At 65.4% G+C, this 16,288-nt stretch carries 13 protein-coding genes; 9 read left to right on the forward strand and 4 right to left on the reverse strand.

What is annotated here, in order from left to right; all coding sequences use genetic code 11:
* Positions 1 to 10: 10 nt before the first annotated feature.
* From CUJ91_RS14305 to CUJ91_RS14320, 4 genes are all read left to right on the forward strand, one after another.
* Positions 11 to 1,018, forward strand: coding sequence for an ABC transporter permease (locus tag CUJ91_RS14305; protein WP_006050082.1), 1,008 nt, complete (start codon positions 11 to 13; stop codon positions 1,016 to 1,018).
* The gene (locus tag CUJ91_RS14310) at positions 1,015 to 1,884 is read left to right on the forward strand and encodes an ABC transporter permease (protein ID WP_006050081.1); all 870 of its coding nucleotides are present in this window, start codon (positions 1,015 to 1,017) and stop codon (positions 1,882 to 1,884) included. Before CUJ91_RS14305 ends, CUJ91_RS14310 begins: the two co-directional genes overlap by 4 nt.
* The gene (locus tag CUJ91_RS14315; protein ID WP_114156427.1) at positions 1,881 to 4,025 is read left to right on the forward strand and encodes an ABC transporter ATP-binding protein; all 2,145 of its coding nucleotides are present in this window, start codon (positions 1,881 to 1,883) and stop codon (positions 4,023 to 4,025) included. The genes CUJ91_RS14310 and CUJ91_RS14315 overlap by 4 nt, the downstream gene beginning before the upstream one ends.
* Positions 4,026 to 4,139: 114 nt before the next feature.
* Entirely contained in the window at positions 4,140 to 4,622 is a 483-nt protein-coding gene (locus tag CUJ91_RS14320) for a hypothetical protein (protein ID WP_006050079.1), read from the forward strand.
* A gap of 31 nt (positions 4,623 to 4,653) precedes the next feature.
* Here the strand turns inward: CUJ91_RS14320 and CUJ91_RS14325 are convergent, their stop codons facing one another.
* Positions 4,654 to 5,499 (reverse strand): aldo/keto reductase, encoded by an 846-nt coding sequence (locus CUJ91_RS14325; RefSeq protein WP_029968070.1) that lies wholly within the window; start codon positions 5,497 to 5,499, stop codon positions 4,654 to 4,656.
* 217 nt (positions 5,500 to 5,716) lie between these two features.
* On the opposite strand from CUJ91_RS14325, the gene CUJ91_RS14330 reads away from it, so the two are divergent.
* Entirely contained in the window at positions 5,717 to 6,463 is a 747-nt protein-coding gene (locus CUJ91_RS14330; protein WP_006050077.1) for a GntR family transcriptional regulator, read from the forward strand.
* 66 nt (positions 6,464 to 6,529) lie between these two features.
* Here CUJ91_RS14330 and CUJ91_RS14335 read toward each other — a convergent pair whose 3' ends face one another.
* On the reverse strand, positions 6,530 to 7,939 hold the full coding sequence (locus CUJ91_RS14335; protein ID WP_114156428.1) for a CoA transferase: 1,410 nt from the start codon (positions 7,937 to 7,939) through the stop codon (positions 6,530 to 6,532).
* A 119-nt stretch (positions 7,940 to 8,058) separates the two neighbouring features.
* On the opposite strand from CUJ91_RS14335, the gene CUJ91_RS14340 reads away from it, so the two are divergent.
* On the forward strand, positions 8,059 to 9,285 hold the full coding sequence (locus CUJ91_RS14340) for a citrate synthase family protein (RefSeq protein ID WP_114156429.1): 1,227 nt from the start codon (positions 8,059 to 8,061) through the stop codon (positions 9,283 to 9,285).
* Between the two features lie 99 nt (positions 9,286 to 9,384).
* Here the strand turns inward: CUJ91_RS14340 and CUJ91_RS14345 are convergent, their stop codons facing one another.
* Positions 9,385 to 9,702, reverse strand: coding sequence for a DUF2917 domain-containing protein (locus tag CUJ91_RS14345; protein WP_029968075.1), 318 nt, complete (start codon positions 9,700 to 9,702; stop codon positions 9,385 to 9,387).
* A 173-nt stretch (positions 9,703 to 9,875) separates the two neighbouring features.
* Here CUJ91_RS14345 and CUJ91_RS14350 point away from each other — a divergent pair, with 173 nt between their 5' ends.
* The 3 genes from CUJ91_RS14350 (at position 9,876) to CUJ91_RS14360 (ending at position 15,024) form a co-directional block, all read left to right on the forward strand.
* Positions 9,876 to 11,285 carry an aminotransferase-like domain-containing protein gene (locus tag CUJ91_RS14350; protein ID WP_053858671.1) on the forward strand — a complete coding sequence of 470 codons (1,410 nt, stop codon included), beginning with the start codon at positions 9,876 to 9,878 and terminating at the stop codon, positions 11,283 to 11,285.
* 217 nt (positions 11,286 to 11,502) lie between these two features.
* A complete protein-coding gene (gene mdtD / locus CUJ91_RS14355) occupies positions 11,503 to 12,963 on the forward strand; it encodes a multidrug transporter subunit MdtD (RefSeq protein ID WP_114156430.1) in 1,461 nt (486 codons plus the stop codon).
* 786 nt (positions 12,964 to 13,749) lie between these two features.
* A complete protein-coding gene (locus tag CUJ91_RS14360) occupies positions 13,750 to 15,024 on the forward strand; it encodes an EAL domain-containing protein (protein WP_044021278.1) in 1,275 nt (424 codons plus the stop codon).
* Here the strand turns inward: CUJ91_RS14360 and CUJ91_RS14365 are convergent.
* Positions 14,980 to 16,230 carry a sigma-70 family RNA polymerase sigma factor gene (locus tag CUJ91_RS14365; RefSeq protein WP_114156431.1) on the reverse strand — a complete coding sequence of 417 codons (1,251 nt, stop codon included), beginning with the start codon at positions 16,228 to 16,230 and terminating at the stop codon, positions 14,980 to 14,982. The genes CUJ91_RS14360 and CUJ91_RS14365 overlap by 45 nt on opposite strands.
* Positions 16,231 to 16,288 lie beyond the last annotated feature (58 nt).

Raw genomic sequence — 16,288 nt, forward strand, 5'->3', positions numbered from 1 at the left:
GCCGTTCACTATGTCGACCACTGCAAATCCCTCCGCTTCCGCGCCGAACGGCAACGCCGGGCGCGTCGTGCGTTTTCTGGCGACGCGCGTCGGCCTCTCGTTGATCACGCTGTGGCTGTTGTCGATGATCGTGTTTGCGGGCGGCCAACTGTTGCCCGGCGACATCGGCCGCGCGGTGCTCGGTCCGCTCGCCGACGCGCGCGCGGTCGCCGCGCTGAATCATCAACTCGGCGCCGACCGTCCGCTGACGACGCAATACGTCGACTGGATCACGCATTTTCTGCGCGGCGACATGGGGCTTTCGTACGCGTATCGCGAGCCGGTGGGACCGTTCATCGCCGATGCGCTCGCGCATTCCGCGAAGCTCGGCTTGCTCGCGTTCATCGTCGTCGTGCCGCTCGGCATTGCGGGCGGCGTGTGGTCCGCCATGCACGCGGGACGCTGGCTCGATCGCACGATCAGCATCGCGGGCTTGTCGGCGACTGTCGTGCCCGAGTTCGTCTCGTCGATCGTGCTGATTCTCGTGTTCGGCGTGTGGCTGCGCTGGCTGCCCATCGAGGCGTCGTATCCGCCGGATGCCGGCGCGCTCGAACAGTTGCGTTACCTGATCCTGCCGATCCTGCCGCTCGTGCTCGTGTTCTTCGGCTACATCGCGCGGATGGCGCGCGCCGGCACCGTCGAAGCGCTCGACGCCGACTACACGCGCACCGCGATATTGAAGGGCTTGCCGCGTCATGTCGTGATCTGGCGGCATGTGCTGCGCAATGCGCTGCTGCCGACCATCACCGTGGCCGCGACTCAGCTCGGCTACATGATCGGCGGCCTCGTCGTGGTTGAGACGCTATTCCGCTATCCGGGCATCGGCTCGCTGATCTACAACGCCGCGAAGGCCAAAGACTTCCCCATGCTCGAAGCCGGCGTACTGACCATCGGCGTGGTGTACACCGCCGCCAATCTGATCGCGGATGCGTTGCACGTGCTGCTCAATCCGCGCTTGCGCGTGAGGAGCGCCGAATGAGCACGATCGTTCCACCGGCCGCGCCGCGCGCCGCCAGCGAGCCGCGCTTCGACCCGTTGCGCGTGCTGCTGCGCTCGCCGACGTTCGTCGTCGGCCTTGTCATCGTCGTATGGTGGATTGTTTGCGCGATCGCCGGGCCGTGGTTTGTGCCCGTCGATCCCTACGCGTCCGACCCGCTCAACTCGCTGATGCCGCCTGATCACACGCACTGGTTCGGCACCGATCAACTGGGACGCGACGTGTTCTCGCGCGTGATCGTCGGCGCGCGCGACATTCTCACGATTGCGCCGCTCGCGACGCTGCTCGGCACGGCGACGGGCACCGCGCTCGGTCTCGTGGTCGGCTACTTCGACGGCTGGGTCGACAACGTGGTGGGCCGCGCGATCGACGCCATTCTCGCGCTGCCGCTCGTGATCGTCGCGTTGCTCGCGCTTGCCGCGGTGGGCGCGTCGAACTTCACGGTAATACTCGTGATCGGCATCACGTTCGCGCCGATCACCGCGCGCACCGTGCGCGCGGCCGTGTTCGCCGAGCGCCATCTCGACTACGTGGCCGCCGCCCAACTGCGCGGCGAACGCGCGCCGTACATCATGTTCGCGGAGATCTTGCCGAACGTGCTGCCGCCCATCATCGTCGAGGCGACCGTGCGGCTCGGCTACGCGATCTTCGCGGTGGCCACGCTGTCGTTTCTCGGCTTCGGCATTCAGCCGCCATCCGCCGACTGGGGCCTCGCCCTCTCCGAGTCGTACACGCTGATGGCAGGCGGCGCATGGTGGACCGTCGTGTTCGCGGCCGCCGCGATTGCGTCGCTCGTGGTCGGCGTGAATCTGATCGCCGACGGCGTACAAGGTGTACTCGACCGATGAACGGACCGCCGCCCTCCTCGTTCCCCGCCTTCGACGTCTCGAAGAGCGATCGCACGGATGCGCTGACCGTCGTCGGCCTGACGGTCACGTACCGGATGCGCGGACGCGATCGCGAAGTGCTGCAAGACGTGTCGTTTCGCGTGCGGCGCGGCGAGGCGTATGGGCTCGTCGGCGAATCGGGCTGCGGCAAGTCGACCGTCGCGATGGCGGCGCTGCGCTATCTGCCGCGCAACGGCAAAGTGAAGGCGGGCAAGATCGCGATCGCGGGCGCGGAGGTGAACAAGCTCGACGCCGATGCATTGCGGGCGCTGCGCGCCAATACGATTTCGATGGTCTATCAGGACCCCGGCCGCGCGTTGAATCCGTCGCTCACGGTTGCGCGGCAAGTGTCCGAAGCATTCGAAGCCGCCGGTCTCGCGCGCGAAGAAGCATTGCAGCGCTCGCTCGAGATGTTGCAACGGGTGCGCATTGCGTCGCCCGAGCGGGTGATGGCCAGCTATCCTCATCAATTGTCGGGCGGCATGCAGCAGCGCGTGGTGATCGCGATGGCGCTCGCTTCCAACCCGGCGCTGCTGATTCTCGACGAACCGACCACGGGGCTCGACGCCACTGTCGAAGCCGAAGTGCTCGATCTCGTCGCGCAACTGCGTGCGGAGCTGGGCACGGCCGTGCTGTTCATCAGCCATAACCTTGCCGTGATCGGACGCATGTGTGAGCGCGTCGGCGTGCTTTACGCGGGCAAGCTGGTCGAGGAAGGCGCGACCGAAGATGTCTTCACGCGGCCGCGTCATCCGTACACGGTGGGCTTGTTGCGCTGCCTGCCCACGGCGGGGCGCAGCAAGGACAGCGAGCGGCTCGATACGATTGCGGGCGGCTTGCCGTCGCCGGGGTCGGTCACGCAAGGCTGCATCTATGCCGAGCGTTGCCGTCTCGCCGACGACCGCTGCCGCCGCGAAGCGCCGCCGCCGTATCGCGTGAGCGCAGCGCATGGCGATCAGATGTCGCGTTGCCATTATCACGAGCGCGCGATCGAGTTGCCGCGCGCGAGCGCGCAAGCGTTGCCCGCGGACCATCGCGCGATGAGCGGCAACGAGCCGCGTGCGCTCGTGCTGCGGGCCGAAAATCTGTCGAAGACTTTCCATGTATCGGGCGGCGGGTTGCGCGCGGTCGACAACGTATCGCTCGATCTCGCAGCCGGCGAGACGCTCGGCCTCGTCGGCGAATCAGGCAGCGGCAAGACGACGCTTGCGAAGCTGATGCTCGGCCTGCTCACGCCCGACCCCGGCAGCGTGCTCGAACTCGACGGCGCGCCGCTCGCCGCGCGCGTCACGCGACGCAACGACGAGCAGGTCAAGTCGCTGCAGATCGTATTCCAGAATCCCGACTCGGCGTTGAATCGCGCGCATTCGGTCAAGCGTCTGATAGGCCGCGCGTTGTCGCGTCTTGGCGCGCTGCGCGGCGCCGCCATCGACGAACGGCTTGCCACGCTGACCGCCGCCGTGCGTTTGCCGGAGCGCTATCTCGGCTCGCGCACGCGCCAGCTTTCCGGCGGACTCAAGCAGCGCGTCGCGATTGCGCGCGCATTCGCGGGCGAGCCGCGCGTGGTGGTGTGTGACGAGCCGACTTCCGCGCTCGACGTCTCCGTGCAGGCCGCGATTCTCAATCTGCTCGCCGACTTGCAGCGTGAGCGCGGCGTCAGCTACGTGTTCATTTCGCACGATCTGCATGTCGTGCGCTATCTGTCCGATCGTATCGCCGTGTTGTATCTCGGCAGGCTGCTCGAAATCGGGCCGGCTGCCGCGGTGTTCGACGGACCGCAGCATCCTTATACGGAAGCGCTGCTGTCGTCGGTACCGACACTCGATGCCCACGCGCGTAAAACCCGCATTCGGCTTTCAGGCGATTTGCCGAGCGCCGCATCGCCGCCGTCGGGTTGTGTGTTTCATACGCGCTGCCCGCGCAAGCTGGGCGCGATCTGCGAGCAGCAGGACCCGCCGTTTGCGGACGCAAGCGGCGGCACGGAAACTACCGAAGGCAAGCACCTGATCCGCTGCCATATTCCCGTCGATCAATTGCGCATGCTGCAAGCCGCCCCGCGCGACGAGGTCAACGACATTCCCGACGACGCGCCAACTGTCTAACGCAAAACGCCGGACGCGACCCATCGCAATAGATGCGCCAGCCGCGCGTGCCTGGAACCAAAGCGCCGCAATTGCCTCATATCAATTCAACGTTCGATATGAGGGCATCACAACATGCAACGAAACGTCCCCCGCTACGCGGTGCGTGCGGTCGCCGGCCTTGCCGCGGCCGCCGCTTTGAGTCTCGCCTCGCTTGCGCATGCGCAGACCGGCACGCAAAAGCCGGCGCCGGCCGCGCAGCCGCTCTCGCCCACGTTGTCGCAGGCCGCGCCGCCTGTCGATCCCAGCTTCTCCGCGTACTCGCTCGCGCAGACCTGCAAGCAGAAAAACGATAACGTCGCGCAGGGCCAGTGTGTCGGCGCGATTCGCGGGATCATCCACGGCTATCAGTACGGCGTGTTGTTCCTCGGTCAACGCACGTCCTTGCCGGCCAACGAAACGCAGCGCGTGTCGCTGTGTCTGCGCAATGCGCCGGTGTCGTCGATCGTCGAGGAATTCGTCACGGACGCGGGCCAGGTCAACGACGAGTCGCTCAAGCACACGCCCGCCGAAGTCGCGGTGCTGGGCTCGGTGCACATGCATCACAGTTGCAATTGACGACGCACTGCCCGTGCGATGAGCACGACGCTCAGAGCATTTCCAGCGCGCGCTTGCCGCGCGGCGGCTTGAAGTAGCCGTCGATGGCGGCAAGCTCCTCTGCGTCGAGCCGCAACTCGAGCGCACGATAGTTGTCGCGCACGTGCTCGACGCGGCCCGCCTTCGGAATCGCGAACACGCCTGGCTGCTGCAATACCCACGCAAGCGCCACCTGGAACACCGAGACGCCGCGCGCGCTCGCAATATCGTCGAGCGGCGAGCGGCGCGGCAGACGCGCGTGATCGACGGGACTGTAGGCCATGGCCGGCATATTGCGCGCGGCGAGCCAGGGCAGCAGGTCGAACTCCGGCCCGCGCCGCGCGACGTTATACAGAATCTGGTTCGTCGCGCACGACTCGCCGCCGGGCGTGGCCACGAGTTCTTCCATGTCGTCGGTATCGAAGTTGCTCACGCCCCAGTGGCGGATCTTGCCGGCTTCGCGCAGCGCCTCGAAGGCCGCGACCGTCTCCGCGAGCGGCACCGAGCCGCGCCAGTGCAGCAGATACAAATCGAGCCGATCCGTGTTCAGACGTTTGAGGCTGCGTTCGCACGCCGCAATCACGCCGCGCCGGCTCGCGTTATGCGGATACACCTTGCTGACAAGGAACACCTGGTCACGCAGTCCTGCAAGCGCTTCGCCGAGCAGCGACTCGGTTGCGCCGTCGCCGTACATTTCGGCGGTATCGATCAGCGTCATGCCGAGCTCGACGCCGCATCGCAGCGCGTCGATCTCAGCCGCGCGGCGCGCCGGCTGCTCGCCCATCTCCCATGTGCCCTGCCCGAGTTTCGGGATGCGCTCGCCGTCGGGCAGGCTCACGCTTGCGATGTCGCTCGTCATGCTGGCTCCTGAAGTGACTGACTATGGCTGAATGTCCGACCATGCGACGGCGCGAAACAGAGACCCGGCGCACGGCGCTGCTGCTCGATTCGTATCGACGACGCATCGACGAGTTTAGCGGCTACGCCGCGATCCGACCGATGACCAGGCAAAAGCCCGCTATAACGTCGCGCGCCGATGTCTTAGAATTGCTCCTCGCCCTTCTAGCGTAAGCCCCATGACCTCTGCCTCGGAAGACCGCTGGCGCGATCTGCGCCCGGACCCGGAAAACGACACACCGCTCTACCTGCAACTTGCCCGCAAGCTCGGCGCCGCAATCCACGAGAATCGCTGGAACGCGGGCGAAGCGCTGCCTTCGGAGCGTGTGCTCTCGGAGGCGCTTGGCGTTTCGCGAATCACGTCTCGCAAGGCCATCGCGTTGCTCGTCGAACAAGGTTTGATTCGACGCACGCAGGGCGCCGGCAGTTTCATCACGCCACGCTACGAAGACCCGCTGTCGCGTCTGTCGAGCTTCAGCGAAATGCTGCGGCGGCGGGGCTTTACGCCGAGTTCTCAGTGGCTGTCGCGCGAGATCCTGCCGGCCAATCGCGATGAAGTGATCCAGCTCGGGCTGTCGCCGGCTGCGGCGGTGACGCGTCTGCGGCGCTTGCGTCTCGCGGACGGCATCGTGATGGCCGTCGAGAACTCGACCTTTCCGGCTGCGGTGATTCCCGATCCGCAGGCCATCGGCGATTCGCTTTATACGTACCTGGAGAACCGCGGGCTGACCATCGTCCGCGCGTTGCAGCATTTCCGCGCAGTGAATGCGAGTGAGGAAATCGCGCAGCAAATGAGCATCGCGCCGAATGAGGCGCTGCTGCTGATCACTCGTGTGGGCTATACGGCGGATCAGCGCGCTATTGAACTGACCGACACTTATTGCCGTAACGATTACTACGATTTTGTGGCGGAGTTGCGTAAGTAGGTGGTTGGGAGTTTGCTGTGCAAGCTTTCTTCGATGCGGCCGTCGTGATGCGGCCGCATCAACGCATCAAACCCACTTCGCCTCGTGCGTGCCGATCGGCCCGGGTGGCAGTGCAAGGAAAGCCGGCGTCTCGTCGAGCTGCTCGGCCGGCTGCACAGCCTGCACGCGGCCAAACCCGGACTGCACGGTATCGACGCAGTCGCGTACGTCGTCGAGCGTGAGCTCAGGCGCCTGCCAGCCGTCGGGAATCTCACCGAACGATTGCAGCCAGCGGCCCGTCTGCGCGAGCGACACCTTCACATGCCAGCTACCGCCTTCGGTAGCGCGCCGCGCCAACGCGGCCATCGCGCCGAACGCGGCGAGATAGCCGGTCGCGTGATCGAGCGCCTGACACGGCAGATGCCTCGGCTCCGCGGATGCCGCCGCGCGCTGCTCCGTCGCCGCGATGCCGCTCGCGGACTGCACGAGGCTGTCGAACCCGCGCCGCGACGCCCACGGCCCTTCGTATCCATACGCGCACACCGACACGTAGACGATGCCGGGCCGCAGACGCGCTGCATCGTCGGGACCGAATCCGCGCGCCGCCAGTGCGCCGGGGCGATACGCCTGTAGAAAGACATCGGCATCGCGCGTCAAGCCGCGCAGCGTCTCGCGGCCTGCCGCGTCGCGCAGATCGAGCACGGCCGAGCGCTTGCCGCGGCCGTTGTCGATGACGAGCGGCGCAATGTTCGGCAGATGCGGGCCGTTGATCATCAACACTTCGGCGCCATGCTGCGCGAGCGCGCGCCCGCCGACCGGACCGGCGATGATGCGCGACAGGTCCAGCACGCGCACCCCCGACAGCGGCCGGCTGCCCGCATTCACCGACGGCGACGCATGCCGCGTCGCGAGTTCCGGCGGGGCATCGCCGATTCGCTCTATTTCGAAGAGCGGCAGACTCGCGATTGCCTTTGCCTGATCGAGCGCGGTCCACTCTTGCGGCGTGCGAATCAACGCCGCGCAGAGGCCGGCGTCGGCGAGCGTCTGGTCGAGCGCCGAGCCATCCCATCCACGTATCGCCGATGCGACCGCCGCGCGATCGTTCTCGCAGCCGAGCACTTTCAATACGCCCGCCAGATGATGCGCGAAGTTCGTGTGCAATTGAATCCAGCGGCCGTCGCGCGTCTCATAGAAACCCGTCACAGGATCGCGCAGCGCGGGCGGCGGACCACCGTCGATTCGCAGATAACGTTCGCTGCGAAACGAAGCCAGCGCGCGGCGCATGTCCACGCTGACGCGCTGCCCGCGTCCCGTGCGCAACCGATGGTATTCAGCCGCTGCCAGCCCCGTCGCCGCGATGGTCGCGCACGCCAGCGCGCCGACACGAAACACGGACGGCAAGGCCGGCTCGCTGCCGGTGAAGTGAACCGAGCGAAGCGCGGCTCGCTCGCAGCCTGCGAGCGTCCAGATGTGATCGAGTGCGAGTTCGGGCGTCATGGCGTTCACATTCGGGTCGAGGAATGTGGTTGAGTCTAGAAGCGTGGGTTGTTTGAATCAATCTTGATTGTGATAATCAATGTATATTGATTTGTTTGGTTGTTGTGCGGCCTATTCTCATGCCCCCATCCTCCGATTCCCTGACTGCCACCGAAGCCGCCGCCGAACTCGGCATCAGCGTGACCACGCTTTATGCGTACGTGAGCCGCGGCTTGCTGAGTTCGTCGCCGGATGCGCAAGGCAAGCATCGCCGCTACGACGCGCGCGAAGTGCGGCGGCTCGCGCGGCGCAAGGAAGACGGCAAGCGCGCGGGCAAAGTCGCGCAGAAAGTGCTGGATTGGGGCGTACCGGTGCTGGAATCGTCGATTACGCTCGTCGCCGATGGTCGCCTGCTGTATCGCGGACGCGATGCGATGGAGCTTGCTCGCACCGAATCGCTCGAAGATATTGCGGCGTTGCTGTGGGAGTGCAGCGCGGCGCGTATCGCCGATGCGCCGCCCGTCCCGCTCGGCGCCGCTCAATGGGCCGCGTGGCTGAAGCTGTGGGGCGACAGCACGCCGCTCGATCGCGCGCTCGTGCTGTTGCCCGCAGCGGCCGCGCAAATGCCGCGGGTCTGGGCGCTCGGCCGAGATGCGCAACTGGACAACGCGTGCGCCGTGATGCGGCTGCTGGCCGCCGCGATGATCTCGGCCGCGCCTTCGAATGCGCCGCTGCATCGACAGTTGGCGTCCTCGTGGCAGGTCCGCAACCGGCAGCAGGCGGCGCTGCTGCGCGCCGCGCTGGTCGCGTGCGCGGACCATGAGCTGAATGCGTCGACGTTCACGGTTCGCTGCATTACGTCGACGGGCACGCATCTGTTCGGCGCGGTGGCGGGCGGTCTCGCCGCGCTGGCCGGCCCGCGTCACGGCGGCGAGACAATGCGCATCGCGGCGTTGTTCGAAGAAGCGTCGCGCGCCGCCGATCTCGATCGTTACCTGGCCACTCGTCTATCGCGCGATGAGCACGGCGCGCAGGGGCCGGTGCTGTCCGGCTTCGGCCATCCGCTGTATCCGCAAGGCGATCCGCGCGCGCGGCTCCTGCTGGAATTGTTGCGCGAGTGCGCGCCGGCGCGCTCGCCGCTCGGCGAGGTGCAGGCGCTGGCGCGGGCGGTCCGCGATACGACCGGTGCTGAGCCGACCGTCGACTTCGCGCTCGCGGCTATCGAGCGGGTGCTTGGCTTGCCCGTGGGCGCCGCTTTCACGTTGTTTGCGGTGGGGCGTGTCGTCGGGTGGATCGCGCATGCGATGGAACAGGCGCGCGACGGCGGCTTGATCCGGCCGCGGGCGAGGTATGTGGGGGAGAGTTGAGCGTTTCTTGTCGTCGGGCGGGGCACTCACGCGCCGGCCCGGCGGGCTCCTTCTCTCTTCACGCAACGACTGTCGCGCAAAACGCTCCCCTCCGCTCCTTCACATAGCGCCGAGCCAACGCGGCAGCCAGCTCGGCACCGCCGCACCGCGCGTCGGCCTCGCCGGGCCGCGTTCCGCACCACGTTCCGAGCCGCTGGCGAGCGCGAAGCGCGCACCCGCCTCTCCCGCGCTGATCCACGCGACCGCCCCGCGCGGCAGATCGATCGATTCGCCGGTGGCGAGCCAATAGTCGTCGCGGTCACCTTCGACCGTTAGCCAGATTTCACCCGAGATCACCTTGAAAGTGGACGGGCGCGCAACGCGCCACGCGGCCACCGGCTCGTCATGTTCCAGTTCGAAAATCCGCACTTCACGCATGGCCGTTCTCCTTCAGAGGGCTTTTGTGTTGTATCGATTATTGTCGTGCGATCATCGAATACCCATGCACAGTTCCGAACAGTTTCATCGGAACTGTGCAGTCGAAAAACCGAACAGTTGGCGTGTGTGAGCTCCTGAACCGCACCGCACGTCCCGTCCGGGAAGGAAAGCACATGCGACTTGAGATTCAGCTTGATAGAGACAACGGCGTACCGCTGACGGAGCAGATCGTCGCGGGCGTCAGCACCTGGATTCGCTCACGGACCGCGCATCCGGGCTCGAAATTGCCGTCGATCCGCCAGTTCGCCGCCGACTACGGCGTGAGCCGCTTTCCGGTCATCGAGGCGTACGACCGGCTCGTATCGCTTGGTTACATCGACTCGCGCCACGGTTCCGGCTTCTATGTGGCGGACCGGCCGCCCGGCGGCGCGCAGTGCGACGGCACCTCGGACCCGCGCCGCGCCGAAGAAGAATCCGACCATCTGCTGCAGCAGTTCAACCACCCCGGCGAAACGCTGAAGCTCGGCAGCGGCTTTATCCCCGAGCCGTGGCGCGACACGGACAGCATCGCGCAGGCGATACGGCACGTGCTGCGCACCGATCCCGCGAGCATGGTCGATTACGCGACGCCGCTCGGCAACCTCAGCTTGCGCGAACATTTGCAGGCGCGAATCGCGCAACTCGGGATTCGCGCGGACACGTCGCAGATCCTGATCACGAACGGCGCGAGTCAGGCGTTCGATCTGCTGATGCGCTACATGCTGAAGGCGGGCGACACGATCTTCGTCGAAGACCCCGGCTACTACAATCTCTACGGCCTGCTGAAGCTGCACGGCGTGCGGCTCGTCGGCATTCCACGCACGCGCAGCGGGCCGGATCTCGACGTCATGCAGGCGCAGTTGAAGCAGCACCGGCCCAAGCTGTTCTTCATCAATACCGTGTTTCACAATCCGACCGGGACCACGGTCGCGCCGCCGGTCGCGTTCCGGCTGCTGCAACTGGCGCGCGAACACGGCTTCACGATCATCGAAGACGATATCTACGCCGACTTTCAGACCGACGTCACCGACCGCCTCGCCACACTCGATCAGCTCGAACATGTGATCTACATCGGCGGACTGTCGAAGACGCTGTCGTCGTCGTTGCGCATCGGCTGCGTGGTCGCGAGTCACGCGATCATCAAGGATCTCGTCGACATCAAGATGCTGACGAGCATCGGCGGCTCGCTTTTCGCTGAAACGGTGACGGCGTCGCTGCTCGAGCGCGGCGCATATCGTAAGTATCTCGAACGACTGCGCCGCCGTATGCGTGACGCGCTCGGCTCGACAATCCAGACACTCGAGGATGAGGGCTGGGAAGTGTTCGAGAAGCCCGTCGGCGGAAAATTTTTGTGGGCGCGCGTGCCGCACGTGGACAATGCCGAGCGGCTGGTGGAATGCGGCGCGCCGCTGGGCGTGACGGTCGCGCCGGGCAGTTACTTCAGGCCGGGTATGGAGCCGAGTCCGTGGATTCGAATTCACGCGGCGTTCGGTAACGAGCCGCGTGCGCAGGCGTTTTTTCGGGCGGCGGCGAAGTTGAAGTGAGTGACTCGGACTTGCGCGCTGGATGTCTGAGCCTGGCTCCGCACCGCGGCCGTGCTGCGTCGGTGCTGCGTCGGTGCATTCTCCAAACGATACCGGGCAGCAGATGCGAACACGCTCGTCTCGCGCGGTGCTGCGGCCCGACCCCTCGCTGTGTCGTCCGCGGCTTTTCCCTAGAATAGCGAGTTCCTGCCCGTTCTGAGCGCCAAGCCGCTACTTCATGTCCACGCCGCCGACCCAGCCCGTTCCCTCGACCGTCGCGCCCAGCGCGCCTTCCGCCCGCTCGCTGACGGTCATGCTGTGGCTCGTCGCCACCGGCTTTTTCATGCAGACGCTCGACTCGACGATCGTCAACACCGCCCTCCCGGCGATGGCGACGAGCCTCGGCGAATTGCCGCTGCGCATGCAGTCCGTCGTGATCGCCTATTCGCTGACGATGGCCGTGATGATTCCGGTCTCCGGCTGGCTCGCCGACAAACTGGGCACGCGACGCGTGTTCTTCAGCGCGATTCTGGTTTTCGCAATCGGCTCGTTGCTGTGCGCGAACGCTCATACGCTGAACCAGTTGGTGATCTTCCGGATCGTGCAAGGCGTGGGCGGCGCGATGTTGCTGCCGGTCGGACGGCTCGCCGTGCTGCGGACTTTTCCGGCAGAGCGCTATCTGCCGGCGCTGTCGTTCGTCGCGATCCCTGGACTGATTGGTCCATTGATCGGCCCGACGCTGGGCGGCTGGCTCGTCAAAATCGCGTCGTGGCACTGGATCTTTTTGATCAACGTGCCGGTGGGCATCGCCGGATGCATCGCCACCTTCATCTTCATGCCCGACAGCCGTAACGAACAGGTCGGCAGGTTCGACGTCAAGGGCTATTTGCTGCTGGTCGTCGGCATGGTGGCGATTTCTTTTGCACTCGATGGCCGCACCGAATTCGGCATTCAACACGCAACGGTGCTGGTGCTGTTGATTCTCGGGCTGGCCTGCTTCGTCGCCTATGGCTTGCACGCGGTGCGCGAGCCCGCGCCGATTTTTCCGCTCGACCTGTTCAAGATTCACACGTTCAGTGTCGGACTGCTCGGCAATCTGTTCGCGCGGATCGGAAGCGGCGCGATGCCTTATCTGATTCCGCTGCTGCTGCAAGTGAGTCTGGGCTACAGCGCATTCGAAGCCGGCATGATGATGCTGCCCGTTGCTGCTGCCGGCATGGCGTCGAAGCGGCTCGTGACGAAGCTGATCGTCAGGTACAGCTATCGTCGCGTGTTGATCGTCAACACGGTTCTCGTCGGCCTGACGATGGCCAGCTTCTCGCTGACCAACGCGGGACAGCCGCTGTGGCTGAGGCTCGTGCAACTGGCGTTGTTTGGCGGCGTCAACTCGATGCAATTCACCGCGATGAATACGTTGACGCTCAAGGATCTCGGCACCGGCGGCGCAAGCAGCGGCAACAGTTTGTTCTCGCTGGTCCAGATGCTGTCGATGAGCCTCGGCGTCACCGTGGCCGGCGCGCTGCTGGCGACCTTCACCGGGCTCTTGCCGCGCGTGACGGCTGCGAACTCGCTGCCCGCGTTTCATGCGACGTTCCTTTGCGTGGGGATTATCACCGCGGGTTCGGCGTGGATTTTCGCGCAGTTGTCGCCGGATATCCGGACGCCGGCCAGGAAAACTGATCCTTCTGAGCGGACGTGAGGGGTGGGGTTGGTGGGGGTTTGCTGGTGGGAAGGTTGCGCTTGGAATGCGGGCGGAAGTGGCTTGATGGCTTGATGGCTTGATGGCTTGATGGCTTGATGGCTTGATGGCTTGATGGCTTGATGGCTTGATGGCTTGATGGCTTGATGGCTTGATGGCTTGATGGCTTGATGGCTTGATGGCTCGATGGCTTGGGGGCTGGAGGTGGAACGGTGGAGGCTAGCCGCTGAGGGGTGAAGGCTGGTGGCTAGTGGGTGGTGGTTCGTGGTTCGTGGTTCGTGGTTCGTGGTTCGTGGTTCGTGGTTCGTGGTTCGTGGTTCGTGGTTCGTGGTTCGTGGTTCGTGGTTCGTGGTTCGTGGTTCGTGGTTAAAGGTTGAAGGTTGAAGGTTGAAGGTTGAGGTGTGAGGTCTCAGGGCTGAGATCTCAGCCCTGAGCTGCCGGGGCTGAGGGCTAGCTGCCTACGCGAAGCCGTCATAGCGCCGCACCGTCCGAGCGGCTGCTCAACGGATACCACGCCCAAGGTAGTCACTTGCTCGCATTCAGGCCCAACATGACCACCACCAACTTCGATCCGCAACGGGGCGCAGCCCGCACCAGCGAAGTGCGAAACATCATGCCGGTGCCCGCGTCGTTGGCCGGCGCTCGGCAACTCGCGCGCCAACTGCGCACCCCGCCAGCCTTTCGTATGCGCATAGATCTTGCTCGCCTATCCTGTAAACTTACGCATTGCCCGTGCAGCTTCCGCATTGAGCCCCTAATCCGGCCGCCACCCACACGACTGACATGATGAGCATGATCGAACTCGATCCTCCCGGTTTTCAGCCTCCCCGCCCGATGGCCGGCGACGAAGGCTCCCGGCGCACCGTTCTCTACGGCGGCTACACCGTTTTCAGCGTATTTCAGCCGGTTTTCTCCGTGTCGCACCGGCGCGCGATCGGCTATCACGCTTCGCTGCGCGCGCACGACGAGCATGCGCGGCAAGTCCCCTCGCACGAGGTGTTCACCCAGGCCGCGCGCCGCGGCGACTTGCTGGAACTCGGCCGGCTGGCCGAGTCGCTCCACCTTGGCAACTTCAATGCATTCGACAGTCACGACGAATGGCTCTTTCTGAGTCTCCATCCGGCCGCGCTGATGGACACGAGCTACGGCGACGCGTTGCTCGCCGGGCTCAAGGCGTTGGGCTTGCCGCCGCAGCGTGTAGTGCTCGAGGTCTCCGAGCAAGCGGGCGGAGAAACGACGCGTTTCGCCGAGATCATTGACGCGTTGCGCAAGTCGGGCTTCCTCATCGCGCTCGATGGCTTCGGCGCCAAGCACTCGAACATCGACCGCGTGTGGAATCTGCGCCCCGATATCGTCACGCTCGACCGCTGCATTCTTGCGCAGGCAAGCGAGCACTCGCACATTGAACGCGTGCTGCCCGGTCTCGTCTCCCTGCTGCATGAATCCGGCCAATTGGTCCTGATGGGCGGCCTGACCACAGAGCGCGATGCGCTGATCGCACTCGAATGCAACGTCGATTTCGTCCAGGGCGCATTCTTCGCTGGGCCGAGCGTCGAACCGGTCAAGCCGCAAGCCGCTGCCGGCTTGATGGACTCGCTCTCCGCCGCGCTGCGCGAGCGTGTTGCCACGCGTGAACGCGCGCAGGCGACGCGGCTCGCACCGTACGTCAGCGCGCTCGAAACCGCAGCCGCACAGCTGGTTGCCGGGCAGCCAGCCGCTGACGCGACGGCCGCGCTGCTTAAGCTCGGCGAGACAGCACGCTGCTTCATTCTGGATGGCTCCGGACGGCAAATCGGCGACAACGTGCTGCCTCCTGGCCGCGCGTCGCAACGCGCGAAACGCTTCCGTCCGCTATTGCATTCCGAAGGTGCAAGCTGGGAGCGCCGGCCTTACTTCATTCAGGCGATGCGTACGCCTGGGCGCGTGCATCTCACTCCTCCTTATCTGTCGATCAATGAAGCGCATTTGTGCGTGACCGCTTCGATCGCCGCGCATACGCCCGGCGGCACGCAAGTGCTATGCGTAGACATCAACTGGGAAGTCGCGGCCCATCGCAACTGAGTCGACCGAGTCCACTGAGCGCTGCTGGATGCGCGCCAGCAACTCGGTGACCGCAGTGCGGCCCAGCACACGATTGGCTGCCAGCAATCGCGATGCGCTCGTCACCGCGTGCAACGAAACGATTCTTGCAGCGCCGTTGAGCGGACCGTGCGCCCGCCTATGACCGTGCGCCTCGCCGGTGGTGAGCCCGGTTGTGAGCCCGGTTGTAAGGCTCTCGAAGCCAGTGTCGAAGCCGCCGGTCGTCCCGTTTTTCATGCCTGTCGCCGCGCCGCTGCGTGAGCCCTCGGTGGCGATGTCGATCAACGCAACGACGTCGCCTTCGATAAGCAGCGCGATAGACAACGCCCCCTCCACCGATACCAGTTCCACGTGGCTCGCCTGACGTGCAAGCGACGTCACCTTCTCCATCCAGTCACCCAATGCGCGGTCTGACGCGCCGGTGCGTGCCTGGGCGAATGCTTTCGGCGGCACACCAAGCGCGCGTGCACCGGCGTGTGCATAGCAGTTTGTCGAGGCAGCGGCACGCACAACGGCCGGCGAGTCGCCCGGCACATTCAGCGGCGCTCCGCACACCGGCTCGTCGCTGACGACATGCGGCGCATCGCTAAACAGCTCGAGCAGGCTCGTCCTGTCCTGCGCCTCAAGTGCGCTGCGCAAGCGCTCGACGATCCGCGCGTGGCTCTCGGGATCGGCCCGATGCAACGGTGCGCCCGCGCGCTGCAGGCGCGCCCTCGCCCGATGCACGATCTGCCGGCAACTGGTCGCGCTACGTTCAAGAATCCTGCCGATCTCCGCGTAGTCGCAATCGAACGCTTCATGCAGCACAAACGCGGCGCGCTCGTCGGGTTTGAGGCGCTCGAGCAAAAGCATCACGCCATAGGACATTTCCGCCGCACGCAGCGCGAGTTCTTCAGCCGATGGCGCGAATTCGTCGAGCCACGGCTCCGGCAGCCAGCCGGTCGCCTGAGACTCGCGCTCGCGCTGCACATTTCTCAGACGGTCGATCGCCGTGCGCGTGGTGAGCGTGGTCAGCCACGCGGCCGGCGTCTGCACCTCATGCGTATCAGCGAGATGCCACTTCAGCCAGACGTCTTGCACGATGTCTTCCGCCTCCGCACGGCTGCCGAGCATGCGGTACGCCAACGCGAGCAGGCGGGCCCGCACCGCCCCGAAGCTGGATGCCTTGTCGATTTCGTGTTCTTTCATGCGTAGACCTCCAGATCGTGCGTGGTAAAAGCGCGTGCGCCGCCTGCCAGATTCCTCG

The organism is Paraburkholderia graminis, from assembly GCF_003330785.1.
GTDB classification, from domain to species: Bacteria; Pseudomonadota; Gammaproteobacteria; order Burkholderiales; family Burkholderiaceae; genus Paraburkholderia; species Paraburkholderia graminis.